Below are 24708 nucleotides of genomic sequence, written 5' to 3'. Positions count from 1 at the left end.
AGGTCGGGGCCGGCGCGGAACGGCCGGCCCCGAAGATAGTCAGTTCAGGCGACGAACAGCAGGATCATCGCGACGACGAACGCCAGCAGACCGAGAAGCTCGGCGGCGGCGAAGCCGATGAAGAGGCGGCCCTGCTGGCCATCGGCCGCGGCCGGGTTGCGCAGCGCGCTCTCGAGGAACGAGCCGAAGACGTTGCCGACGCCCAGTGCGGCCATGCCCACGCCGATCGCGGCGAGACCGGCACCAATCAGCTTTGCGGCTTCTGCGTCCATGATAAACTCCCTTGTGAAACGTATGAGATGGTTGATGAAAGTCTTAGTGAAGGTTGATCGCGTCGTTCAGGTACAGCGAGGTGAGCAGCGCGAACACATACGCCTGGATCGCACATACCAGCAGTTCCAGCAGGGTGATGCCGATCATCAGCACGAAGCTGGGGATCGAGACGATCGCGGCGATACCCGGGCCGGCGTTCAGCCCGTTGATGACGAACCCGGCGAGCACCTTCAGCAGGATGTGCCCCGCCGTCATCGCCACGAACAGTCGCAGACCGAGCGAGAAGGGGCGGACGAGGAACGACAGCAGCTCGACGAGGAAGATCAGCGGGATCATCACCACCGGCGTACCGTGCGGCACGAACAGCGAGAAAAAGTGCAGCTTGTGCTTGGCGAAACCCACGATCAGCACGATCGAGAAGCTGAGGACGGCGAGGACGCCGGTCACGGTCAGGTGGCTCGTCACGGTGAAGGCGTGGAGGCCGACCACCCCGATCGGCAGCATGCCGAGGATGTTGGCGAACAGGATGAACATGAACAGCGAGAAGACATAAGGCGTGAACGCCTTGCCCTTCGGCCCGATGTTGGCGTCCATCATGTTGCCGACGAAGCCGGTCAGGCTTTCCACCGCGGCCTGCCAGCGGCCGGGCACCAGTTCGCGCTTCATGCCACCGAGCATGAATACCCACAGCACACCCAGCGTCAGCACCATCCACAAGGCGGAATTGGTGAACGAGATATCATAGCCACCGACCACCAGGTGCTGGCCGAACAGCGGCTCGACCAGGAACTGGTGCATCGGATCGATCTTGCCTGATTCGGCCGCCACGCTGCCAATCCCCCTGCTATGCGCCGAGCGCCCCGAAACTACTCAGGGCGCTCGTTTGAAATCCGGATGATGTTCCTGAACGCGACCACTATTCCACCGAACAGCAATCCCATCAGGAGCCACGGGGAGGTTCCCAGCCAGCGGTCCAGCAGCCAGCCGATCAACGCTCCACCGGCAGGGCCCGCGATCAGTTCGGCCAGCACGCGATTACCCTGGGAATATCCCTTCCCGGGCTTCGCCTGCTTCGTGCCGGTCCTGACCTTCTCCGCGTGATGTGCGGCCGCCAGTCGCTCGTCGAGCGACGTGAGGCGCGCATCTTCCCCGCTTCGAGGATCCTGCCCGAGATCGTCCTTCGCCACATCCGCTCCCTGCCCTTTTGGACGAGGAGGAACATGCCGGTGAGCGACCCCGCCGAGGCCCGGTCCCTTTAGGAAGGGGGTATGCCCAAGTCAACACATCGCGTCGCGGCATCGCCCCGGCGCGGGGGCGTGCGCCTCAGCCGCAGCTTGCAGGAAGGGCGATCGGGCCGGACTTGGTACGCCACACGCCGTCCGGCAGCTGGTACGCCTGCCCGTCGGCCACGCGCCCGGCGAGCGTCTTGCAGCCGATGGCGGCGGCCCACTCCTCCAGCGTCACGCCGCGCCGGACCGCTTCGGGGGTGAAGGCGGCGCGACGCTTGATGTTGATCGCGTCGACCTTCGCCTTGATCTCGCCAGAGGCGGGCTTGGCGAGGCCCATATAGCCATCGGCCTTCTCGCCCACGATCCCTTGCGCGATCGCGGCCTGAAGGTCGGCATCCTGGGCGTAGGCCGCTCCGGCGATACCGGCCGCGAGCGCGGCACCGAGGGCCATGGTCAGCAGTCGTTTCGTCGAGCGGGTCATTGCGGGAATAGCTCCGGGTTCTTGGAGATGAAGTCGCCGGCATCCTTCTGGAGCTTCACGACCACCTCCTGCCTGACATTGACGTTGAGGTTGATCTCGATCGGCTTCTCCGGCGCCTTCACCGTGATGCACCCCCCCAGCACGAGGCCGGCCGCGAGCAGCGGGATGAACGGCGTTCTCATACGCGGAAAAGTCTCACTCGATCGTTCCAACGTCAATCTCCTGCACTTCATCGCTTATCCTCGCTGAGCGGGGGCTGAACGGCCGGGGCGGCGGGGGTATCGGCAGGCACGGCGGGCGCCACCGCATCGCCGAGCAGGCTGCCCGGATTGGCGAACGCCTCGGCCGAACTGGTCAACCCGCGGAACGGCGCGCGGATGACGATATTGAACCGGAACGGCAGCCCCGTCAGGTTCTTCAGCAGCCCCTTCGCCTCCTTGCCCGGCGCCGGGTTCTCGTTGATCCCGGTGAACAGGATGCGGCTGACGATCTCGCTGTCCAGCGCGCCGTCCAGCTCGATCGCCAGATTGTCGTAGCGGATCGCCTTCAGCGCATCGAAGGCCAGCTTGCCGAACATGCCGAGATCCTCGTTGGTCAGCTCCCCCACATAGGCCAGCGTGCCGCCGCCCTTGCGTACCACCAGCCGCCCGCCGCTGATCCGCCCGCCGCGCTCGTCGAAGATCATCGGCAGCGTTCCGTCGAACACGCCGGTCGCCTCGATGTTCTTGAACTCGAACCGGGAGATGAAGGCGCCCGCCTGCATCCCCTCGACGCGGAAAGTCATCCGCCGCTCCACCGGCTGGCCAAAATCGAGCACGGTCGGTTCGAGGATCAGCGAACCGCCCGAGAACGGCCACTTGCCGCCGCCCACCGCCACCTTCAGGCCGGGCAGCAGCTGATAGCCGATCACCCCGCCCTCCACGGCGATGCCCGGGTTGAACGATGCCACCGTCACGAGCTGGCCCGGCGGGGTGACGAGGCCGAGCAGGTCGGAGAAGTGGATCTTTCCCCTGATCCCAGTCACCGGGCCGAACACGGCGGCCAGATCGATCCCGTCGGTGGCGAAGTCGCCGGTGCTGGTCACGCCTTCGCGATTCCAGTCGATCCGGCCCTTTCCGGCGACCGTGCCGGAAACGTTGGCGACGACGCCCAGCGTCAGCCGGGTCAACATCTCGGGCTGGAACGCGGGGCCGAAGGTGAGGCCGGGCACGTCCAGCGTCGCATGCCCCTGCCCGTCATGCAGATCATGAATGATGGCGACGTTGGTGACGGGCACGTTGTTCGACGGGAGCCGCAGCGTGCCCGTCACGCGGATCAAGCCGCCGGTCAGTTTTAGCGCGATGTCGTGCGCAACCAGCGGCACGAAGCGGGGATTTGCATCGGCATCGGCCACGGTTGCACGCGCCTCGATCCCCAGCCGCCCCTGTGCCAGCCGCCAGGTGCCCTCGCCGCCGGACAGCAGCAGCGGTACCTTGGCGATGGCCCCCGCCGCCCCGGTAAAGCGCCCGGCGATGCCGCCGGGGCCGGTGCGCCCGTCCAGCCGCGCCAGATCCAGCCGGGTGCCGTTCTCGCCACCCAGCCGGATCGCGACCGTATCGGCGGTGAAGCCCGCACGGGCGACATCGACGCGCAGATCGGCGGCAGCGATCGTCAGCGGCTGGCTGCCGACCCGGCCGGCAAGGCGCGGGCGCGGCACGGCCATGCCGCCGGTCAGGCGGCCGTTCGCCACCCTCAGCATCGCGCCGCCGACGGGGCACAGCGGCAGCCGCGTCGCGCCCAGATCCATGCCGGCGATCGACAGAGACGCGAAGGTGAGCGGCACGCACGCCTCGTTCACGCGCAACGTCTTCTCAAAGGTGGCGGCCAGCGGCAGCGTCAGCCCGCGCACCCGCCCGTCGCCGAGCGGTCCGTCGATCGTGGCGACGGTGGCGAGGCGCAACCGCCCCCCCTCCAGCGAAAAACGCGATGGCGCCAGCGCAAGCCGGGCGCCGTCGACCGTATAGGGTGCAACCGTGGCGGTGCCGCTCATCGACGCCCCGGCGGCGGCCTGTTTCAATATGACGCGCGCGGCAGGCAGCCCGCCCCCGCCCGTCGTCACCAGACCGTCGAGTCGCGTGCCGCCGGTCGTCGCGACTGTCAGCCCCGCCCCGCCACCGAACGCGATCCGCGCGCCGGAGCGGCTCGCCAGCCCGATCGCGCTCGCCTGTACCTCCCCCGCGATCGGCGCGGCACGGCCGCCGATATCGCCGTCGAACGCCAGCCGTGCGGTCAGGTTCGCGTCACGCCCGGCCGCCACGATGGCACCGGCGAGCGCCTGCCCGATCGGCTCCAGCGGCGAGCCTGCCAGCGCCCGGGCATGATCGCCGGCCACGCGTGTGGCGAGGATATCCGCGCCGTCGATCGCGAGGTCGCCCGATGCGCGCAACGGTCGCACGCCGCCCGGCCCCACCGCGGCGCCGATACGGTACGGCCCCTGCCAGCGGAAAGCGCGCGCCGTGCCATAGCGGGTCCGCAGCGCCTGCCCGGCCAGTTCCAGCCGGCCGTGGCGATCTCGCGGATCGGTGGCGTCGTAGCTGATCCGCCCCCGCACCGCCCCCACCTGCTCGCTGCCGTGAGCCAGCCGCCCGCCGACGAACGTCGCCTGGGCGGTACGCGGGGCGAGATCGGGGGCAAGCACCGTCGCAAGATCGATCCGTGGCCGTTCCAGGGTGATACCCGCACAACGCAGACTTTCCGTCCCCAGCGGGCCGGACAAACGCGGCTGGCGATCCTCGATCCGGACGGCAAGCGTCGCCGAAACCGCGCGCGCCGTGCAATCGCCCGACGCGAGACGCGGCGCGTTCGCCACCACCCGCCCGACGAAGCCGTCGGCGAGGTTGCCCGCCCCGCTGACCCCAAGATCGACCGCGCCGAACGCGCTCTCCACCCGTATCCGCGCATCGGCCAGATCCACCGCGACATCGGGCAGGTTGAACGGCGCGCCGTCCGACGCCGGCAGCAACCGGTCGATCGCCCCGAACGAGAGCTTGCCCTCCACCAGCCGCCCGCGCAGCCGTACGCCGCGCCCCTCGATCGTGCCGACGGTCGGCAGGCCCAAGCCGTAGCGCAGCCGCAGCACCAGTTCGTCGGCGGTCAGGTCGGGGGAGGCCGGATCGCCGATCACCACGTTGGTCAGCCGCTGCACGCCCGGCCCCAGATCGGCGATGCGGTAGCGCGCCGGCACGTTGCGCGCGCGCAGTTCGCGATCGACGATGCCCCGGGCGATCGGCTTGCGCTGGCTCCACAGGCCCAGGAGCGCGAGCAGCAGCACCGCCACCAGCACCGCCACCGCCTTGCGCCATCGTCGCGGCCGCCGCACCGTCTCTTCGTCCATCGCCGTGGTCTAGCCCCGGGCCGCCGCGCGCGGCGAATGGAATTTGGCGGCCGTCATCGCTTTTCCTTGTCTTGCTCGCCCCCCAACGCCCAAATGGCGCGAATGGACCACCTCTTTCCCGAACGCCCGCACCCCAAGCCTCCGGGCGATCCGGGCCACGACGCCAGCGGCCATCGCGGCCGCCTGCGTCGCCGGCTGATCGAGCAGGGGCCGGATGCGCTGCAGGATCACGAGCTGGTCGAATATCTGCTCGCCCTCGCCATCCCGCGCCGCGATACCAAGCCGCTCGCCCGCCGCCTGCTCGCCGCGTTCGGCAGCTACGGCGCGCTGCTCCACGCCGATCCGGAGGCGCTGGCGCGGATCGGCGGGCTGACCGAAGGCGTGATCGGCGCGATCAAGATCGTCGAGGCGTCCGCCGTGCGGATGCGCCGCGCGCGGGTGACCGCCCAGCCGATCCTGTCGAGCTGGGATGCGCTGCTCGAGTATCCCCACGTCGACATGGCCGATCGCGGGGTGGAGCGGGTGCGTGCGCTTCACCTGAACAGCCGCAACGAACTGATCCGCGACGATCTGATGTCCGAAGGCTCGATCGACCAGGCGGCGCTCCATCTACGCGAGGTGATCCGCAAGGCGATCGATTACGGCAGCGCCTCGCTGATCCTCGTCCACAACCACCCCAGCGGCGACCCTAAGCCCAGCAAGGCCGACATCGGCCTGACGCGCGAAATCGTGGAGGCCGGGCGGCTGTTCGGCATCGGCGTCCACGATCACGTCATCATCGGGCGCGACGGCCATTCGAGCATGAAGGCGCTGGGGCTGCTGTAGCCTCAGGGGATCAGCCGGTCCGCGCGCAGCCGCTCGAACAGCGCGAAGAAGGCGTCGTCGGTCGGCCGGTAGCCGGTGAAGCCCAGCCGCCGGCTCTTCGACATGTCCGTCACCACCTCGATCGGGCGGCCGAGATCGGCGTCGGTGTGCCACGGCGATGCCAGCCGGGCGAGGTCCGGTTCGGCCAGTCCCTCGCGTTCCGCGATGGCCCGCCACGTCCCGGCGTCGTCGGCCATCTGCTGCTCCAGCGGGCGGACGGTCCCGTCGAACGGTGCCGCCTCCAGCCCGAACCATTCGGCGATCCGGCCCCACATCCACTGCCAGCGAAAGATATCGCCGTTGACGACGTTGAATTCCTCGTCATGCGCCGCCCCGGTCTCCGCCGCCCACAACAGATGGTCCGCCAGCTGCCCAGCGTCGGTCATGTCGGTCAGCCCGGACCACTGCATCGCCGATCCGGGGAAGGTGAACAACCGGCCCGCCTCGCGGCACAGCGTGGCATAGACGGCGAGCGTGGTGCCCATGTTCATCGCATTGCCCACCGCCTTGCCGATCACCGTGTGCGGGCGGTGGACGCTCCAGCTGAAGCCGTCGCGTGCCGCCGCGGCGAACACCTCGTCCTCCTGCGCGTAATAGAAGTTCTCGATGTCGAGCCGGCCCTGCTCCTCGCGGAACGGCGTCTGCGGCAGTGTGCCTTTGCCATAGGCCTCGAACGGCCCGAGATAATGCTTCAAACCCGTCACCAGCGCGACATGGCGCGGTCCGGTCGGTTTCGGCAGGCCGTCGAGCAGGTTGCGCACCATCGCGGCGTTGACGCGGATGTTCTCGGCCTCGCTGTCCTGCCGCAGCCATGTGGTGATGAACACGGCGTCGGGATCGATCCCGGCAAGCGCCGTGGCGGTGCCGGCGGCGTCGAGCAGGTCCGCCGCAACGGGGGATACGCCCGATTGCACGGAAGGCCGCCGGGCCAGCCCGTGAACCTTCCAGCCCTTGTCCACGAGCAACGCCGCGGTCGCGCTACCCACGATGCCGCTGGCGCCCACCACCAATGCCGTTTTCGTCATCATCATGCTCCGATCGGGGTCGATACGCCGGCCGATCCGATCGGTATCCGGGGGCATGAACGGTCCGCGCGCCGTCGGTGTCCACCGGATCGACGCAATCGTTTCGATCCGCCGCGTGGCCGTGTCGCCTTCAGCCCGGCGTCAGCGCCTGATCGCGCAGGCCGCGCCACCCCCGAACCGCCTGCACCGTCTCCACCACGTCGTGAACGCGCAGCAGCTGCACGCCCTGCGCCACCCCCGCCAGCGCCAGCGCGATCGAACCGCCGAGGCGCTGCTCCACCGGCGCCTCGTTCGAGAGCGCGCCGATCACCCGCTTGCGACTGGCGCCCAGCACGATCGGGCAGCCGAGGCCGTGGAGGAGCGACAGCCCGTTCACCAGCATCAGGCTATGCGCCACCTTCTTGCCGAAGCCGATGCCAGGATCGATCAGGATGCGATCGTGCGATATGCCCGCCGCCACCGCCGCCTCGATCCGCGCCTCCAGCCAGTCGTACACCTCGATCAGCGCGTCGGCGTAGCGGGGCGCATCCTGCATCGTTTCCGGCGTGCCCTGGTGGTGCATCAGCACGACCGGGCATCCCGCATGCGCCACCACCCCCGCCGATCGCGGATCGTAAAGCAGCGCCGACACGTCGTTGACCAGATGCGCGCCCGCCCCCAGCGCCGCCTCCATCACCGCCGCCTTGCGCGTGTCGATCGAGACGGCGGTGCCGCTGCGCGCGAGCCGCTCGATCACCGGCAGGGTGCGGGCGATCTCGTCGCCCTCCCACACCGTCTCCGCGCGCGGGCGGGTCGATTCGCCGCCCACGTCGATGATCGCGGCCCCCGCCGCCGCCATCGCCACCGCCGATGCCGCCGCGCCTTCCGGGTCGGTCTCGAAGCGGCCGCCATCGGAGAAGCTGTCAGGCGTCATGTTGAGGATCGCCATCACCTGCGGCTGGTCGAGCCGCACCGTCCGCTCACCGAGGCGGAGCGGCGGGCGTGCCGCCACGATCCGCGCGATCGTCCGCTCTGCCGCCTCGCGCTGCGGCGGGGACAGTGCCCCGATCAGCGCGGGCAGCGCCTCCACGGCCAGCAGATCGGTTGCGACGCGTCGCCCGCCCGCCACCGCGATCACCTCGACGGCGGAAAACCACAGCAGCCCACCGGCCAGCCGCAGCACCCGCCCGTCCAGCCCGAACGGCGCATCGACGAAGCCGGTCGGGCGGAAATACAGGCGCGCGTCGCGGTGATCGCCCAACGCAGCCAGGATCATGAGGTAGCGATCATACGATGGGGATCATGCGGTAGCCGCAAGGTGGCGCTGGCGCAGCGTGTCGATCGGCAGCAGCACGCCGGCTTCCTCGTAATGCCAGAAAGTCCAGCCGTTGCACGACGGCGCGCCCTGCACAGCGGCACCGATCTTGTGGATCGAGCCTGCGGCCGCCCCCTCCGTCAGCAGTGTGCCGTCGGCGCGCACTTCCGCCCGCCAGCGGCGCTTCGCGTCGGTCAGGACGCAGCCGGGGGCGAGGTGCCCGAGTTCCACGATCACGCCGAAGGCCACGCGCGGGGCGGCGCGTTTCTCGGGCATCAGCACCATCGCGCTTTCGTCGAGCGGCAGGGTGGAGGCGATGCGCGCCTCGGCCACCTTCACATAGGCCGATTCCCGCTCGATCCCGATCCAGCGCCGCCGCAGCCGTGCCGCCACCGCGCCGGTGGTGCCGGTGCCGAAGAACGGATCGAGCACCACGTCGCCAGGCTGCGTGCAGGCCAGCAGCACGCGGTAGAGCAAGGCCTCGGGCTTCTGCGTCGGGTGCGCCTTGTGGCCGTCGTCATCCTTCAGCCGCTCCGCGCCGGAACAGATCGGCAGCGACCAGTCCGATCGCATCTGCAGATCGTCGTTCAGCGCCTTCATCACGCGGTAGTTGAAGCGGTAGCGCGCCTTCTCGCTCTTGGCGCACCAGATCATCGTCTCGTGCGCGTTTGTGAAGCGGGTGCCCTTGAAGTTCGGCATCGGGTTGGCCTTGCGCCACACGATGTCGTTGAGGATCCAGTAGCCCTCGTCCTGCAGGGCAGCCCCCACGCGGAAGATGTTGTGATAGCTGCCGATCACCCAGATCGAGCCGTCGTCCTTCAGGATGCGCCGCGCCTCGCGCAGCCAGTCCCGCGTGAAACGATCATAGGCGGCGAATGTCTCGAACTTGTCCCAGTGGTCGTCCACCGCATCCACCCGCCCGCCCTCCGGCCGGTAGAGGTCGCCGCCAAGCTGAAGGTTGTAGGGCGGATCGGCGAAGATCATGTCCACCGACCTGTCCGGCAGGCGCGCCATCGCGGCGATGCAGTCGTCCTGGATGATCTGGTTGACCGGCAGGTCGTGCGGCACCGAGACGACCAGCTTGGGCCGGGCGGGGATAAGCGGCAGCGGCGCCGTCTCGATCCGTTTCAACACGCCCATCGCCATTATCCCCGCCAAAATCGAGCCGCAGGGTGAGTCCTCGGGACTCCGGGGTCAAGCGGAAAGTGCCGGAATCCGGCGAGTCGCGGCCCTTCGGACAGGTCGATGGGCGTGCTTGGAACCACATGTTGAGTCCCGCCGCCGACGCGGACTCAACCGCTGGTGGTGTTGCCGAAAAGACTCGGCGCCGCCAGCATTCGCGCCACCGGTCCGAAGCTGCGACGATGGAGCGGGCTCGGCCCCAGCCGCACCAGCGCCTCATGGTGGTCGCGCGTGCCATAGCCCTTGTTGCGCGCCCAGCCATAGCCGGGGTGGGTCGCGTCATAGGCATGCATCATCCGGTCCCGCTCGTGCTTGGCGACGATCGAGGCGGCCGCGATCGACAGGCACAGCGCATCGCCCGAGACGACCGCCTGGCTGGGGTGCGCCCATTTCGGGCAGCGGTTGCCGTCCACCAGGATCATCGCCGGCAGCGTGCCCGCATCGATCAGCGCGCCGACCGCGCGCTCCATCGCCAGCATGGTCGCCCACAGGATGTTGATGTCGTCGATCTCCTCGACGGTGGCGATGCCGACACCGACCGAGGCCACCGCGCGAATCTCCCCGCACAGATCCTCGCGGGCGGTCGCGCACAGCTTCTTGGAATCATCGATGCCCTTGGGCACCTTGCGCCGGTTCAGCACCACGGCGGCGGCGACGACCGGCCCGGCCAGCGGCCCCCGCCCCGCCTCGTCCACCCCGGCCAGCGGCAGCGGGTGGGCGCGTTCGAGCTTGAAGGAGGGGCCGGGCATGGCGTGCCTCTAGCGTAGATGACGGGGGCAGCGGAAGGGGCGGATCAGACCGCCGCTGCCTCCCGCCGTCCGCCGAACCGCGCGTACAGGATTGGCAGGACGAACAGCGTGAGCAGCGTCGCCGAGACGAGGCCGCCGATCACCACCGTCGCCAGCGGCTTCTGCACCTCCGCCCCCGCGCCGCTGCCCAGCGCCATCGGCACGAAGCCGAGCGAGGCGACCAGCGCCGTCATCGCCACGGGCCGCAGCCGCGCCAGCGCGCCCTCGCGTGCCGCCGTCGCGCGGGGCCGGCCGGCGGCCACCAGTTGCTGGATCGAGGTGACCATCACCAGCCCGTTCAGCACCGCCACCCCCGACAGCGCGATGAAGCCGACCGCCGCCGAGATCGAGAAGGGCATCCCCCGCAGCAGCAGGGCCAGCACGCCCCCCACCAGCGCCAGCGGAACGCCGGTAAACACGATCGCCGCATCCCGCACCGATCCCAGCGCGCCGAACAGCAGCGCGAGGATCGCCACGAAGCACAGCGGCACCACCAGCGCCAGCCGTGCGCGGGCCGAGGCGAGGTTCTCGAACTGGCCGCCCCATTCCAGATAGAAGCCGGCGGGCAACCGCACGTCGCGCGCGATGGCGGCCTTCGCATCGCCCACTACGCTTGCCACGTCGCGCCCGCGCACGTTGGCCTGCACCACGATGCGGCGCTTGCCGTTCTCGCGCCCGATCTGGTTCGGCCCGTCCACCACGCGCAGCTCCGCCACGGTGGAGAGCGGCACGAACGCGCCGGACGGCGTCGGCACCGGCACCTGTCCCAGCGTCTCGAAATCGGCACGATCCTCGTCCGACAGGCGGATCACCACCGGAAAGCGGCGATCCCCCTCGAAGATCATCCCCGCCTCGCGCCCGCCCACGGCGGCGGCGACCACATCCTGTACGTCGCGCGCGGAAAGCCCCAGCCGCGCCATCGCCGCGCGATCGGGCTTGATGTCCAGCATCGGCAGCCCCTCGGTCTGCTCCACCTTCACGTCGGTGGCGCCTTCGGTCTTGCGCAGGATGTCGGCGATGCGCTCGGCGGTGTCGCCCATCGCCGCGTAATCGTCGCCGAAGACCTTGACCGCCACGTCGCCGCGGACGCCGGCGATCAGCTCGTTGAAGCGCATCTGGATCGGCTGGCTGATCTCGTACACGTTGCCCGGCAGCGTCGCCAACCGACGCTCCAGCGCCTCGACGAGTTCAGCCTTCGGCAGCGCCCGATCGGGCCATTGCGCACGCGGTTTCAGGATCACGAAGGTGTCGGTGGCATTGGGCGGCATCGGATCGGAGGCGAGTTCCGCCGTACCCGTCTTGGAAAAGACGAAGCGCACCTGCGGCATCGCCGAGATCACCCGCTCCACCTGGAACTGCATCGCCTGCGCCTGATCCACCGAGGTGCCCGGCACGCGCACCGCCTGCACCGAGAGGTCGCCCTCGTCCAGCTGCGGCAGAAACTCCTGCCCCAGCATCATGAAGGCGGCGATGGCGAGCGCGAAGGTGGCGGCGGCGATGCCCATCACCGCATTGGGGCGGCGGAACGCGCGGCCGAGGCCCGGCTCGTAGCGGCGCTTCAGCCAGCTTATCGCGCGGCTCTCCTCCTCCGCCACGGGTCGGCTCAGCAGCACCGCGATGGCCGCCGGCACCGCCGTCAGCGACAGCATGAACGCGAATACCAGCGCGATGATGACGGTGAGCGCCATCGGGTGGAACGTCTTGCCCTCCACGCCGGAAAGCGTGAGCATCGGCGCATAGACGAGGATGATGATCGCCTGCCCGTACACCGATGGCCGGATCATCTCGCGCGCAGAGGTGGCGACCACCGCCAGCCGCTCGTCCAGCCGCAACGGGCGCGCGGCCTCGTGCTGCCGTTCCGCCAGCCGGCGCAACGCATTCTCCACGATGATGACCGCGCCATCGACGATCAGCCCGAAATCGAGCGCGCCCAGACTCATCAGATTGGCCGAGACGCCCGCCTGCAACATTCCGAACGCGGTGAGCAGCATCGTGACCGGGATCACCAGCGCCGCGATCAGCGCCGCACGGAAGTTGCCGAGCAGCAGGAACAGGATGACGATGACGAGCAGCGCCCCCTCGCCGAGATTCTTCGCCACCGTGCCGATCGTCGCCTTCACCAGCGCCGTGCGATCGAGCACCGGCTGGATCACGATGTCGCGCGGCAGCGACGGGCCGATCTCCGCCAGCCGCGCGGCCACGGCGGAGGCGACGGTGCGGCTGTTCTCGCCCACCCGCATCACCGCGGTCCCGACCACCACCTCGCGCCCGTTCTCGGACGCCGAGCCCATGCGGATCGCCTGCCCGGTGCGCACCTGCGCCACCTGATCGAGCAGGATCGGCACGCCCTCCCGCGTCGCGATCACGGTGCGGGCGAGGTCGGCGGCATCGGCGATGCGGGCATCGGCGCGCACCGCCAACCCCTCGCCGTTGCGGTCGATCGTGCCCGCGCCCACGCTGGCGTTGTTGCGCTCGATCGCATCGGCCAGCGCGCTTAAGGACAGCCCCATGCTGGCGAGGCGCGCGGTATCGGGCACGACCAGATATTGCTTGGTATAGCCGCCGATCGAATCGATTCCGGCCAGCCCCGCCGTGTTCTTCAGCAGCGGGGTGACGATCCAGTCCTGCACCGTGCGCAGGTACGTCGCCTGATCGGCCTGGCTGACGAGGTGATCGCCCTCGGGCGTGATGTAGCTGCCGTCCTTCTGCAGCCCCGGCTCGCCATCCTTGTGGACGCCTTCGCCCAGCTCGCCGATGCGGACGGTCCACATATAGACCTCGCCGAGGCCGGTGGCGATCGGCCCCATCTCGGGCCGTGCGCCCTCCGGCAGCGCCTCCTCCGCGCCGCGCAGCCGCTCGGCCACCTGCGCGCGGGCGAAATAGATGTCGGTCGCATCGGCGAACACCGCCGTCACCTGCGCGAAACCGTTGCGGCTGAGCGAGCGCGTGCGTTCCAGCCCCGGGATGCCGGCCAGCGCCGTCTCGATCGGGAAGGCGACCTGCTTCTCAACCTGTTCCGGCGAGAGCGCGGGGGCGCGGATGTTGATCTGCACCTGATTGTTCGTGATGTCCGGCACCGCGTCGATCGGCAGCCGCCACAGCGCGGCGGCCCCGACCAGCGCGGCGGCGAGGGTGATCGCGAGGACCAGCCAGCGCCGCGCCACCGCGAAGGTGACGATGCGGGCGATCAGGCCGGTCGTCTCCACGTGCTGCGCCTCAATGCTCATGGCTGGCGCCGGCCTTGCCGAGTTCGGCCTTCAGCGTGAAGCTGTTGGCCGCCGCGATCGTCTCGCGGCCCGCCAGCCCCTGCGTGATCGCCACCATGTTGCCGTTGCGCGCGCCCAGCTTCACCGGCACCGCGCGGAAACCGGTGGCGGTGCGGACGAACACGGTCGGCGCATCCTCCACCGATTGCACCGCCGTGGTGGGCACCGCGATGGTCGACGGCCCCGGTCCGCCCTCGATCAGCACGGCGGCCGTCACCATCTCGCCCACCCGCCACTGGCCGGCGGGGTTTGGCAAGGTGGCGATCACCGGCACCATGCGGCTCGTCTCGTCCAGCACCGGCGACACGAAGCGCACGCGCGCCGTGCCGGTGCGGCCCGGCGCCGTCACCTCCACCCGCGCCCCGGGGCGGACCCGGCCGGCGTCGGCGGCGGTCAGCGCCAGCGACAGCGACACGGTGGAGAGGTTGGCGACGCGGAACAGTTCGGCATCGGCGGCCACCGTCTGCCCGAGCAGCGCGTTGCGCGCGATCACCTGACCCGCGATCGGCGAGACGATGGCGATGCGGTTCAGCCCGCCGGCCGATCGCCCGCCGCCCGCCGCCGCGCGTTGCTGGCGGGCGAGGCGCAGCGCGATATTCGCCTCGGTAGCGGCGGTGCGCGCCTCGATCAGGTCGCGTTCGGGCGAGACGCGCGCGGCGAACAGCCGCTGCTCGCGCCGCAGCGTCGCCTGCGCCAGCCCGGCGCGGGCGGCGGCGGCCTCCGTCTCGGCATTCAGCGTCGCCGCCTCGCGGCTTTCGAGGATCGCCAGCGTCTGCCCCGCCCCCACGCTTTCGCCGAGGTTGCGGGTAAGCGCCACCACCCGCCCGCCGATCGCGGCGGAGACGACACGCATCCCCTGCGGATCGCCCTGCACGTTGGCGGAGACGCGGATCGCCCCCGATGCGCCGCCCAGCGTCGGCTGGATCAGCACGATGCCGGCCGCCGTGATCTGCTCCGGCGTGATGGCGATGCTGCCGGCGGGCGTTTCGGCATGGCCCGCCTCGCCGCCCGCCTCGTGACCGCCTTCCTCGTGACCGTCCTCCTTGTGACCGGCTTCCTCGTGGCCGGCCTCGGTCGCCGGCTTGGTGCCGCCGCAGCCGGCCAGCAGCAGCGCCAGCGTGGCGGCGCAGATCAGGCGGCTCATCGGCTCGTCTCCACCGGCACGGCGGCGGTCAACCGGTCCAGCCGGGCGCGCGCCTCGTGATAGGCCGCCAGCGCATCGACCGCGGCCAGGCGGGTTTCGGTCAGCGATCGCTCGACATCGAGCAGCGCCGTCTGGTCGAACTTGCCCTCGCGATAGCCGATCCGGGCGATCCGGGCGGCCTCGCGCGCCACCGCGATGGCCGGGCCGTTGGCGGTGCGCGCGGTGGTGGCGGCGTTGGCGACCTCGGCCTGCACGTCCGCGATCGCCTGCTCGGCCTGGATCAGCGCGAGGCGTCGTTGGGCGACGGCCTTGTCCCGCTCGGCGCTGGCCTGGGCGATTGCCGCCGTGCCGCTGGTCCGCACCGGGATCGGCAGCGAGAGGCTGACGACCGCCACCGTATCGTTGGTCTGCGCCAGCCGTCGTGCGCCGGCGCCGATCGCCAGATCGGGCACCCGCAGCGATCGTGCCAGCCGCACCTGCGCCTCGGCGGTCTCGCTGTCGGCGGTGGCGGCGGCGAGCGCGAGCGTGCCCTCCGCGTCGATCGGCCGCGCCGGCCCCGCCGGCTCGAAATGGTGGAACCATGCCAGGTCGAACGCGCCCGCCACCGGCCGGCCGAGCAGCCGGGCCAGGTTGCCGCGCGCCGTCAGCGCCAGCCGCTCCAGCTTCTCCACATCCGCCTCGGCGTTGATCCGCAGCAGGTCCGCGCGCTGGTCGTCGATCGGCGAGGCCTCGCCCGCGCTCACCCGCACGCGCGCAGCCTTTTCGGTCTGCGTGGCGATCACGGACTGGGTGCGCGCGGCGGCCAGCCGGCGCTCGGCGGCGATCGCGGCGATATAGGCCTGCGCCACCATCAGGCGCATGTCGGCGCGGGCGACCGCGGCATCCACCTGCGCACGGTGCGCCAGCGCGCCCGCCAGCGCCATGCGCGCGCCGCGCTTGCCGCCAAGCTCGATCGGCACGTCAACGCTCACCGTCGTCTCGGCGCTGTCGAAGCCGCGATACTGGCCGTTGCCGGCGAAGTTCTCGCTGGCGATGCCGATGCTCGGGTTCGGCCGCAGCCCGGCCACCCGCCGCCCCGCCACCGCGCCGCGCAGGCCGGCCTCGGCAAGCCCCCGCGCCGGGGACGAGTCGTCCGCCTGCAGCATCGCCTGGTCCAGCGTGAAGGACGGTCCCTGCGGGATCGCGTCGTCCAGTTCGGGCAGGGGCGGCACCTGCGCCGGCGCGGCGGCGCACACGGTAGCGGCAAGCAAGGCCGCGATGATGCTCTTCATCGACTGTCTCCGGACGGACATGGGGGTGCCGGGCCGCAACTGAGGCGGCCGGCGCATGGCGGCGTCAGGCTTGCGGCGGCCGGAGATGCGGCGGCGGGACGCCCGAGAGGAGCAGCGATCCCTGCCACGCGGCGGCGACACGCGGCCCCGCCACCGGCCCGCGCGGAAATGCCGGCGCGCGCGCGATATCGAGGAAATGGCCGTGGCAGCCGCCATGCTGGTGGACGAGCGCATGGTCCTCCCCGGCGGGGTTGTCATGATCCGCCGTCGCCGAGGCGACGCTTGCCACGACCGGGCGCTCGGCGGCGTGGGCCGCCACCGTCCAGGCGGTCAGCATCAGCATCAGGCTGGCGAACAGGGGCAGGATCGCGCGCATCGTCGGGCACCGGCCTAGCATATCGCCACCGCACCGTAAGCTTTCCCGCGGCCCCGCTGCGGCATCTTGTGCGGCGGCGTCGCGGGGGCTTGGCACGGCCGGCTTTCGGCCCACATAAGGCGGCACACAGCGACGGGAGTTCACGAGTGGCGACATTGGGTATGGGAGCGGCCGAGCGCGAGGCGATCGAGGCGTTCAAGCGCGATGTCGTTGAGCCGTCGATGACCTCGCTGGTCATCCTCGATTTCTGGGCGGAATGGTGCGGCCCGTGCAAGCAGTTCGGCCCGGTGCTGGACAAGGTGGCCGCCGACTACGCCGCCAAGGGCGTGAAGCTGGTGAAGATCGATGTCGACAAGGACAAGATCATCGCCGCGCAGTTCCGCGTGCAGTCCATCCCCACCGTCTATGCGCTGTTCCAGGGCCAGCTCGTCGCCGATCTCACGCAGGCCCGCACCGAGGGGCAGCTCAAGGCCACCCTCGACCAGATCCTGAAGCAGATCCCGGTAGAGAGCGAGGCCGGCGCGATCGAGCAGGACATCGCCCCGCTGCTGGCGATGGGCGAGGAGGTGCTGGAGAGCGGCGATGCCGAGCGCGCCCTGTCGATCTTCTTCCAGATCGTCGAGATCGCGCCGGACAATCCCGCCGTAGTCGCCGGACTGGCGCGCGCCTTGCTGATGGCGGGGCAGGTGGACGAGGCCGAAGCCGCGCTTGCCGCGCTGCCGCCCGAGGCCGCCAAGGATACCGCCGTCGCCCGCGCTCGTGCCGCCATCTCGCTGGCGCGCGATGCGAAGCCGGTCGACGATCTCGACGGCGTGCGCGCGCGGGTGGCGGCTGATCCCGACGATCATGCCGCCCGGTTCGAGCTGGCCGGCGGCCTGATGGCGAACGGCGACCGCGAGGGCGCGGCCGACGCATTGCTGGAGATCATCGGCCGCGACCGTGAGTGGAACGAGGGTGCCGCCCGCGCCCAGTTGCTCAAGCTGTTCGAGGCGGTGGGGCTGGCCGATCCGTGGGTGAGCGCGCAGCGCCGCCGCCTTTCCGCCGTGCTGTTCACCTGATGGCCGGCACGCGCCTTTCCGTCTTTCCGCTCGCGGGGGCGCTGCTGTTTCCGCGCATGCATCTGCCGCTTCATATCTTCGAGCCGCGCTATCGCGCGCTGGTGAGCGATTCGCTGGCGCGTGACCGGCGGATCGCCATGATCCAGCCGCGCGCCGACGGCCCCCGCCCGCCGCTGTTCGACGTTGGCTGCGTCGGCCGCATCGCGCAGGTGGATGCGCTGGAGGACGGTCGGTTCAATGTCGTCCTGGAAGGGCTGACCCGCTTCCGCCTGATCGCGGAGATCGATGCCTCGACGCCGTTCCGCCAGATCGAGGCATCGTTCGACGCGTTCGACGACGCCGCCCCGGCCGAACCGCTGCCGATGATCGTGCGCGCCGAGCTGGAGCGTGAATCGCGTCGCTTCGCCGAGGCGCGCGGCTATGCGGTGGACTGGGATGCGGTGAGCCGGCTCGATGACGAATCGCTGGTCAACGGCATCGCCCAGATCGCCCCGTTCGATATCGCCGCCAAGCAGGCGCTGCTGGAGACGCCCACCGTGGCCGATCGCGCCGACCTGCTCGTGCAGTTCCTGCTGTTCTTCGGTCGCGACCGGGACGGCGGCGACGGCGGATCGACCATGCAGTAACCGGAATTCGCCCGTCGTCAGTGGAGCAGCGTCCAGCCGGCCGGCAGATAGTCCGTCGACATATAATAATAGCGCCGGCAGGTGCCGTCCGTGGTGTAGCTGCTGCCCTTGACGATCCCGAAGGCCACCGTGCCGCTGAACACCGGCCCGCCGCTGTCGCCGCCCCGGCACGTCGGCCCCTTCACCGCCACCCAGACCGGATCGCACGCGCCCGCGCACAGGTCGCCGGGCGGGACGTAGTCGACGAACTCGACCTCGGCGCAGCTGTAGCCGGTCCGCTCCCCGCGGTGGCAGACGTAATCGCCCACCCGCGTGCTCGCACGGTTGCGCCAGCTCGTCAGGCGGCGCGGGTGGCCATCGACCGCGTCGGCCCGAAACAGCGGTTCGAGCGGCGGGGCCGGGTCGAGCGGCTCATGAATCTGTACATCCTGATAGCGCGCCCCCCATGCGCCGATCATCCGCAACGGCGTGGCGCCCCCGGTCGCGTCGATGTGTCTCATCTCGTCGGGGCAGTGCGCGGCCGTGGTGATGGCGGTGCGTGCGCCGTCCGTCACCACGAAGCCTGACGTACAGAGGAAGCGCCGCTTCTCCCCCGCGTTGCTGCCCAGCAGCCGCGATCCGCCCTCGATGGCGGAATTGCTGTCCACCCCGGCGGCGCTCCTGATTTCCACCGGCACGCCGGCGATCGCGCCAAGCCGCGTGGCGAGTGCCGCCGCCCCCTCGGACGCGATCTCGCCCGAGCGGACCACCACCACCAGCATCCCGCTGCGCGGGTTGGCCCCCATGCCCGGCGGGTAGGACATGGCGGCGCGAATGTCCCCGGCGCGGGTGGACAGCGCGGCCAGCACCGCCGCGCGGGTGGCCGGCGCACCGGTGCGATATTCGACGGTCAGCGTCAGGTCGGCGATGGCGATGCGTTCGTCGGGAATCGGCGGGATGCCGGTCAGCAGCAGCACCACGCGATAATCGGGCACATGCTCGATGAAGATGCCCGCCAGCCGGTCGGCATGCGCCAGCGCCAGCGCGTCGACCGCCGCCACGCTCTCCTGCTGCAATCGCAGCCGCCGCATCGCCTCGACCAACGTGACGCCATATTGAGCGGCATAAAGCGCCCCGTCCCGCGCGAGTGCCTCGACGGGGGCTTCCGGGATCGCCGCCAAAGCCGCCGACGATGACGACACTTGCGCCGGCAGCACGGCCGGCCATACCGCCAGCAGCGCCGCCAGCGCGGTCGCGGGCCGTCCGAACATCGCCGGGTTGCCGGTCAGCGGCTCGGATCGACCAGATATTTGGTGCCGGTCGCCTTGCGGGTGTAATCGGCCGCGATCTTCGGATCGAGCATGTCGGCCAGCCCGATCGTCGCGGTGTAGCGGCTGGCGAAGGTCGTGCGATACTCGTCCAGCACACGCTTGCGCAGCCGGTCGCCCGTTTCCGCCCCGACGCGTTGCAGGAACGGGAACAGCAGCCACCCGCCCATGCCCCAGCTGAAACCGAAACGGCGCTCCAGCACGGTCGGTCCGGTATCCAGCATGCCGTAGATGTACACCTGCTTGGGCGTGGTCGATCCGTAGCGGGTGAAGCCGTCCAGCGAACGCGAGGCAACCGTCTCCATCGCGTTCAGGATATCGCCGGCCAGCGTGCCGCCGCCGATCGCGTCGAAGGCGATCGTCGCGCCGGTGTCCGCGATCGCCTCGACCAGACGGTCGCGGAAGTCGGCGGCGGTGCTGTCCACCACATGCGTCGCGCCGATGTCGCGCAGCAGCGCCGCCTGCGCCGCGCTACGCACCACGTTCACCAGCGGCACCCCGTCGGCGAGGCAGATCCGCACGAGCATCTGCCCCAGGTTGGAGGCGGCGGCGGTGTGGATGATCGCCGAGTGCCCCTCCAGCCGCATCGTTTCGACGAAGGCGAGCGCGGTCAGCGGATTGACCGTCAGCGCCGCGCCCTCTGCCGCCGTGGCGTCCTCGGGCAGCACGGTGCAGGCCTTTGCCGGCAGCACGCGATACTGGGTGTAGACCGGCCCGCCGAGCAGGGCGACCTTGCGGCCGACCAGATGCACGACGTCGGCACCGGCGCGGATCACCGTCCCGGCGCCTTCGTTGCCCACGCCGAGCGACTGACCGATACGCGCGGCCACCGATGCCGGCGCCGGCCGGGGAATATCGGCGATCAGCACGGGCGACCCGACCTCGCCACCGGCGCGGAACGTCGCCGGGTCCGCCGGACCGAGCAGCAGGCCGAGATCGGACGGATTGATCGGCGCCGCCTCCATACGCACGACGACCTCCCCCGGCGCGGGATCGGCCACGGGCACCTGTTCGAGCGACACGCGCAGTTCGCCGTCCACCGTTATCAGTGATCGCAGTTCCAGCCCGGTCAACGCATCCATATCTGCTCGCCTTCGCTTCGGGGCGAGACAGCCGCCCGCCGTACCATGAGGGGAGAGCCGCCCCGCCGGAGCGCCCTCCCCCGATAACCGTCGTTCGCGCCTTAGCGGGTGGTGACGGTCGTCGTCGTCTTTTCAACCACGGCAGCGCGCGGCTTCGTGGTCGTCGTCCTGGCGACCACCTTGCGCACCGGGCGCTTGACCGCGGCCCTGGCGGGGGCGGCGGTCTTCACCGTCTCGGTGGTCACGGTCGTGGTCGCGGGCGCAGCGACGACGACGGGCGGCGCATTGCGCGCGGCCTGTGCATCGGCGGCGGCGCTGGCGGCTGCCTGCTCGGCGGCATCGGCGCGCACGTTGGCGGCGACGGCCTGCTGTTGCGCATCGACGGTGGTCGCCGCCTGTGCCTGCACGGCGGCATCGTTGCGCTGCTGGGTGCGGCCGATCGCGGTGTCGGCGAACTGCTGCGCCTCGATCGCGGCCTGGATCGCCTTCTGCTCGTGGCCGCTCTTGATCTCCTCCTGCGCCAGGCGGAGCGAGGCCTGCGCCTTGGCGATGGCATCCGGCGTCACCTCGCCTGCCTTCATCCGGCCGGCGGCGTCGATCTTGCCCTGCGCCTCGGCGATGGCGGCGCGCGCGCGCTCCTCATCGCCGGCCAGCGCGGGGGTGGCCGCAAGCATCAGCACAGAGGCGGCGATGGCACCGCGCATCCTGAACCCGAGATTCCGCATACACACTCCTGTCAAAACGTAACGGCGGCTAAACGACCGCCCGATGCGGGAGTTCCGACGCCCGGGTCGCCGGGCTGCCGCGCATACCCCGCGGCATTTTCGGTTTAAGGACGATGCGAACATCGCCTATCGATCGATCAGGGAGAGACGACATGACGAAGATGCTGGGCGCGACGGCCGTGGGCGGGGCCGGGATCGAGGGATTGCGCCTCGTCGAAGGCGAGATGCCGACGCCCGGCGCAGGCGAGGCACTGGTGCGGCTGAATGCGGCGACGCTCAACTACCGCGACCTGCTGTTCGCCACCGGCCGCCTGCCGGGCATGACGAAGACGCCGGATTACGTGCCGCTTTCGTGTGCGGCCGGCGTGGTCGCAGCGGTCGGCGGCGGGGTGGAGCGGGTGGCGCCCGGCGACCGCGTCAGCCCGATCTTCGCACTGGGCTGGATCGAGGGGCAGCAGACCTCGCTGGCGATGCTCGGCGGCCAGGCCGATGGCGTGGCGCGCCAATATGCCGTGTTCCCGGCCGAAAGCCTTGTCCACAACCCCGCCACGATGAGCGATCTGGAAGCCGCGACGATGACCTGCGCCGGACTCACCGCGTGGAACGCGCTGTTCGCCCCGCGCCCGCTACGGGCCGGGGAATGGGTGTTGTGCCAGGGCACCGGCGGCGTCTCGATCGCGGCGTTGCAGTTCGCCAAGGCGGCGGGCGCGCATGTCGCCATCACCTCATCGTCGGACGACAAGCTGGCCCGCGCCCGCGCGCTCGGGGCGGACATCACCGTCAACTACCGGCGGGAGACGGACTGGGCGGCAGCGGTGCGGCGCGAGCTTGGTGGCGCCCGGATCGACATCCTTGTCGACGTCGTGGGATCCAGCGAGGTGGAGGCGGCGGCCGGGCTGCTCGCCCCCGGCGGCGTCATTTCGGCGATCGGGATGCTGGGGGACGATTTCAGCTGGGAGCGGCAGGAGATCGGCGGCCACCCCGTCGCGCCGATCACGGTGGGCCACCGCACCGACCATGAAACGATGCTCGCCTTCTGCGCGCGACATGCCGTGCGGCCGGTGGTGGATGTCGTCTACGATCTGTCGCGTATCGACGACGCCTACCGTCATCTCGAAAGCGGTCGCTTCTTCGGCAAGGTGGGGATCACCCTGCTCTGAGCATCGCCCGGGCGGCAGGCGTTTATCATCGAGATCGGCGCGACCGGCACCGGACGGGGCGACTCCACATCGTCCCGGCATGGTGCTAAAGTCCCGAAAAATGGGTAAACGTCGGCGGCGACGTTGAATTGATCTCGCCGAACGGCATCGATTTGTGCGATGCAGCCCTTCTGCCGGTCCCATCGGGATCGGAATCATTGTGGCCCGGCGTGGCCGATATTCAGGCTCGCCGGCAAGCGGCGGCAGCGCCGGTGATGAACAGGATCGCCATGACAGACTCGACTACCATGCCCGTGTTGCATTCCGATACCACCAAGGCCGATACCACCCCCGCCCCGACCGGCCATCGCGCCCTGGTCGCCTGGGTCGAGGAGGTCGCTGCGCTGACCAAGCCCGATCAGGTCGTCTGGTGCGACGGTTCGCAGGAGGAATGGGACCGGCTGACCGCCCAGCTGGTCGATGCGGGCACGCTGACCCAGCTCGATCCGGCCAAGCGGCCGAACAGCTTCTATGCTCGTTCCGATCCGCGCGACGTCGCCCGTGTCGAGAGCCGCACCTTCATCTGCTCGGCGCAGGAATCGGATGCCGGGCCGACCAACAACTGGCGCGACCCCGCCGACACCCGCACCAAGATGGACGGGCTGTTCGACGGTGCGATGCGCGGCCGCACGATGTATGTCGTGCCGTTCTGCATGGGGCCGATCGGCTCCGACAAGAGCGCGATCGGCGTGGAGCTGACCGACAGCGCCTATGTCGTCCTGTCGATGAAGATCATGACGCGGATGGGCACCCAGGCGCTCGACATGCTCGGCGACGACGGCTTCTTCGTGCGCTGCATCCACTCGGTCGGCGCGCCGCTGGCCGCTGGTGCCAAGGACGTGGCGTGGCCGTGCAACGACGAGAAGTGGATCGTCCACTATCCCGAGACGCGCGAGATCTGGTCCTACGGCTCGGGCTACGGCGGCAACGCGCTACTCGGCAAGAAGTGCTTCGCGCTGCGTATCGCCAGCGTGATGGCGCGTGACGGCGGCTGGCTGGCCGAGCACATGCTCATCCTCAAGCTGACCTCGCCCGAGGGCAAGACGCACTTCGTCGCCGCCGCCTTCCCGTCCGCCTGCGGCAAGACCAACCTGGCCATGCTGGAGCCGACGATCCCCGGCTGGAAGGCCGAGACGGTCGGCGACGACATCGCGTGGATGCGCTTTGGCACCGACGGACGGCTGTATGCGGTGAACCCGGAAGCGGGCTTCTTCGGCGTCGCGCCCGGCACCGGCCCCGGCACCAACCGCAACGCGGTGGAAACGCTGCACGCCAACGCGATCTACACCAACACCGCACTGACCGCCGATGGCGACGTGTGGTGGGAAGGCCTGAGCGACACCGCGCCCGAGGGCATGACCGACTGGCAGGGCAACCCCTACGATCCGGCCAGCGGCAAGCCGGCCGCGCACCCCAACGCCCGCTTCACCGTGCCTGCCTCGCAGTGCCCGGCGATCGCGGACGAGTGGGATTCGCCCGAAGGCGTGCCGATCTCGGCGATCCTGTTCGGCGGCCGTCGCGCCACGGCGGTGCCGCTGGTGGTGGAATCGTTCGACTGGACGCACGGCGTTTACCTTGCCGCCAACATCGCCTCGGAAGGCACGGCGGCGGCGGAGAATGCGGTGGGCGCGCTGCGCCGCGATCCGTTCGCCATGCTGCCGTTCTGCGGTTACGACATGGCGGACTACTTCACCCACTGGCTGCGGATCGGCGCCTCGGCGTCGAGCGATGCCGGCGTGCTGCCGCGCATCTTCCTCGTCAACTGGTTCCGCAAGGGGCCGGACGGCAAGTTCCTGTGGCCGGGCTTCGGCGAGAACGTGCGCGTGCTGAAGTGGATCGTGGAGCGGTGCGAAGGCACGGCGGACGCGGTGGACAGCCCGATCGGCCGCCTGCCGGTGCCGGGCGGCATTGACCTTGACGGCCTGAACCTCGATCCGGCGGCGCTGAAGGAGCTATTCTCGGTCGATCCGGCGGTCTGGGCGCGCGAGGCGGAGTCGAGCGCGGCCGACCTGAAGAAGTTCGGCAACGTGCCGCCTGCGCTCTGGACCGAGCAGCGAGCGCTGGAAGAGCGGCTGGGCGTCTCCGCCGCCGCCTGACCCGATGGACCGGCCCCGTACCATGCGGGGCCGGCCTTTTTCTTATATC

Annotated in this window: 22 protein-coding genes; 5 read left to right on the top strand and 17 right to left on the bottom strand. The window is 70.3% G+C overall.

Annotated features, from left to right (window positions below; all coding sequences use genetic code 11):
* Positions 1 to 44 precede the first annotated feature (44 nt).
* The 6 genes from FOY91_RS07095 to FOY91_RS07070 all read right to left on the bottom strand — a co-directional run bounded on the left by FOY91_RS07095 (position 45) and on the right by FOY91_RS07070 (position 5356).
* On the bottom strand, positions 45 to 272 hold the full coding sequence (locus FOY91_RS07095; protein ID WP_012050658.1) for a F0F1 ATP synthase subunit C: 228 nt from the start codon (positions 270 to 272) through the stop codon (positions 45 to 47).
* 43 nt (positions 273 to 315) lie between these two features.
* Positions 316 to 1101, bottom strand: coding sequence for a F0F1 ATP synthase subunit A (locus FOY91_RS07090; RefSeq protein WP_145149519.1), 786 nt, complete (start codon positions 1099 to 1101; stop codon positions 316 to 318).
* 38 nt (positions 1102 to 1139) lie between these two features.
* A complete protein-coding gene (locus FOY91_RS07085; RefSeq protein ID WP_145149517.1) occupies positions 1140 to 1460 on the bottom strand; it encodes an AtpZ/AtpI family protein in 321 nt (106 codons plus the stop codon).
* 136 nt (positions 1461 to 1596) lie between these two features.
* The gene (locus FOY91_RS07080) at positions 1597 to 1983 is read right to left on the bottom strand and encodes a YdbL family probable chaperone protein (RefSeq protein ID WP_145149515.1); all 387 of its coding nucleotides are present in this window, start codon (positions 1981 to 1983) and stop codon (positions 1597 to 1599) included.
* The gene (locus tag FOY91_RS07075; RefSeq protein ID WP_145149513.1) at positions 1980 to 2165 is read right to left on the bottom strand and encodes a YnbE family lipoprotein; all 186 of its coding nucleotides are present in this window, start codon (positions 2163 to 2165) and stop codon (positions 1980 to 1982) included. The genes FOY91_RS07080 and FOY91_RS07075 overlap by 4 nt, the downstream gene beginning before the upstream one ends.
* Before the next feature lie 47 nt (positions 2166 to 2212).
* On the bottom strand, positions 2213 to 5356 hold the full coding sequence (locus FOY91_RS07070; protein WP_145149511.1) for an intermembrane phospholipid transport protein YdbH family protein: 3144 nt from the start codon (positions 5354 to 5356) through the stop codon (positions 2213 to 2215).
* 102 nt (positions 5357 to 5458) lie between these two features.
* Here FOY91_RS07070 and radC point away from each other — a divergent pair, with 102 nt between their 5' ends.
* Complete coding sequence (radC, locus tag FOY91_RS07065) at positions 5459 to 6181, top strand: RadC family protein (protein WP_145149509.1); 723 nt, start codon at positions 5459 to 5461, stop codon at positions 6179 to 6181.
* 2 nt (positions 6182 to 6183) lie between these two features.
* Here the strand turns inward: radC and FOY91_RS07060 are convergent, their stop codons facing one another.
* The 8 genes from FOY91_RS07060 to FOY91_RS07025 form a co-directional block, all read right to left on the bottom strand.
* Positions 6184 to 7245: an SDR family oxidoreductase gene (locus tag FOY91_RS07060; protein WP_145149553.1), complete on the bottom strand. Its 1062-nt coding sequence runs from the start codon at positions 7243 to 7245 to the stop codon at positions 6184 to 6186.
* Positions 7246 to 7375: 130 nt separating this feature from the next.
* On the bottom strand, positions 7376 to 8500 hold the full coding sequence (gene folP / locus FOY91_RS07055) for a dihydropteroate synthase (protein ID WP_203234514.1): 1125 nt from the start codon (positions 8498 to 8500) through the stop codon (positions 7376 to 7378).
* A gap of 24 nt (positions 8501 to 8524) precedes the next feature.
* The gene (locus tag FOY91_RS07050) at positions 8525 to 9679 is read right to left on the bottom strand and encodes a site-specific DNA-methyltransferase (RefSeq protein WP_145149507.1); all 1155 of its coding nucleotides are present in this window, start codon (positions 9677 to 9679) and stop codon (positions 8525 to 8527) included.
* Positions 9680 to 9831: 152 nt separating this feature from the next.
* Positions 9832 to 10470: a ribonuclease HII gene (locus FOY91_RS07045; protein ID WP_145149505.1), complete on the bottom strand. Its 639-nt coding sequence runs from the start codon at positions 10468 to 10470 to the stop codon at positions 9832 to 9834.
* A gap of 44 nt (positions 10471 to 10514) precedes the next feature.
* On the bottom strand, positions 10515 to 13700 hold the full coding sequence (locus tag FOY91_RS07040) for an efflux RND transporter permease subunit (RefSeq protein WP_145149548.1): 3186 nt from the start codon (positions 13698 to 13700) through the stop codon (positions 10515 to 10517).
* 25 nt (positions 13701 to 13725) lie between these two features.
* Positions 13726 to 14919 carry an efflux RND transporter periplasmic adaptor subunit gene (locus FOY91_RS07035; protein ID WP_145149503.1) on the bottom strand — a complete coding sequence of 398 codons (1194 nt, stop codon included), beginning with the start codon at positions 14917 to 14919 and terminating at the stop codon, positions 13726 to 13728.
* Positions 14916 to 16190: a TolC family protein gene (locus FOY91_RS07030; RefSeq protein ID WP_145149501.1), complete on the bottom strand. Its 1275-nt coding sequence runs from the start codon at positions 16188 to 16190 to the stop codon at positions 14916 to 14918. The genes FOY91_RS07035 and FOY91_RS07030 overlap by 4 nt, the downstream gene beginning before the upstream one ends.
* A 64-nt stretch (positions 16191 to 16254) precedes the next feature.
* On the bottom strand, positions 16255 to 16566 hold the full coding sequence (locus FOY91_RS07025) for a hypothetical protein (RefSeq protein WP_145149500.1): 312 nt from the start codon (positions 16564 to 16566) through the stop codon (positions 16255 to 16257).
* 146 nt (positions 16567 to 16712) lie between these two features.
* Between FOY91_RS07025 and FOY91_RS07020 the strand changes: the two genes are divergently transcribed.
* Complete coding sequence (locus FOY91_RS07020) at positions 16713 to 17624, top strand: tetratricopeptide repeat protein (RefSeq protein WP_420822863.1); 912 nt, start codon at positions 16713 to 16715, stop codon at positions 17622 to 17624.
* Positions 17624 to 18250: an LON peptidase substrate-binding domain-containing protein gene (locus FOY91_RS07015; RefSeq protein ID WP_145149498.1), complete on the top strand. Its 627-nt coding sequence runs from the start codon at positions 17624 to 17626 to the stop codon at positions 18248 to 18250. Before FOY91_RS07020 ends, FOY91_RS07015 begins: the two co-directional genes overlap by 1 nt.
* Before the next feature lie 17 nt (positions 18251 to 18267).
* Here the strand turns inward: FOY91_RS07015 and FOY91_RS07010 are convergent, their stop codons facing one another.
* The 3 genes from FOY91_RS07010 to FOY91_RS06995 form a co-directional block, all read right to left on the bottom strand.
* Positions 18268 to 19500 carry a S1 family peptidase gene (locus FOY91_RS07010; protein ID WP_238995290.1) on the bottom strand — a complete coding sequence of 411 codons (1233 nt, stop codon included), beginning with the start codon at positions 19498 to 19500 and terminating at the stop codon, positions 18268 to 18270.
* Positions 19501 to 19514: 14 nt separating this feature from the next.
* Complete coding sequence (locus tag FOY91_RS07000; RefSeq protein ID WP_145149496.1) at positions 19515 to 20639, bottom strand: zinc-binding dehydrogenase; 1125 nt, start codon at positions 20637 to 20639, stop codon at positions 19515 to 19517.
* A gap of 101 nt (positions 20640 to 20740) precedes the next feature.
* Positions 20741 to 21364: a hypothetical protein gene (locus FOY91_RS06995; RefSeq protein ID WP_145149494.1), complete on the bottom strand. Its 624-nt coding sequence runs from the start codon at positions 21362 to 21364 to the stop codon at positions 20741 to 20743.
* A 152-nt stretch (positions 21365 to 21516) separates the two neighbouring features.
* Between FOY91_RS06995 and FOY91_RS06990 the strand changes: the two genes are divergently transcribed.
* Both FOY91_RS06990 and FOY91_RS06985 read left to right on the top strand, forming a co-directional pair.
* The gene (locus FOY91_RS06990) at positions 21517 to 22524 is read left to right on the top strand and encodes a zinc-dependent alcohol dehydrogenase family protein (protein WP_145149492.1); all 1008 of its coding nucleotides are present in this window, start codon (positions 21517 to 21519) and stop codon (positions 22522 to 22524) included.
* Between the two features lie 269 nt (positions 22525 to 22793).
* Positions 22794 to 24659 (top strand): phosphoenolpyruvate carboxykinase (GTP), encoded by a 1866-nt coding sequence (locus FOY91_RS06985; RefSeq protein WP_145149489.1) that lies wholly within the window; start codon positions 22794 to 22796, stop codon positions 24657 to 24659.
* Positions 24660 to 24708 lie beyond the last annotated feature (49 nt).

This window comes from Alterirhizorhabdus solaris (genome assembly GCF_007785815.1).
Lineage (GTDB): Bacteria > Pseudomonadota > Alphaproteobacteria > Sphingomonadales > Sphingomonadaceae > Alterirhizorhabdus > Alterirhizorhabdus solaris.
The sequence above is the reverse complement of the archived record's forward strand: the minus strand, read 5'-3'. Positions and strand labels throughout refer to the sequence as shown.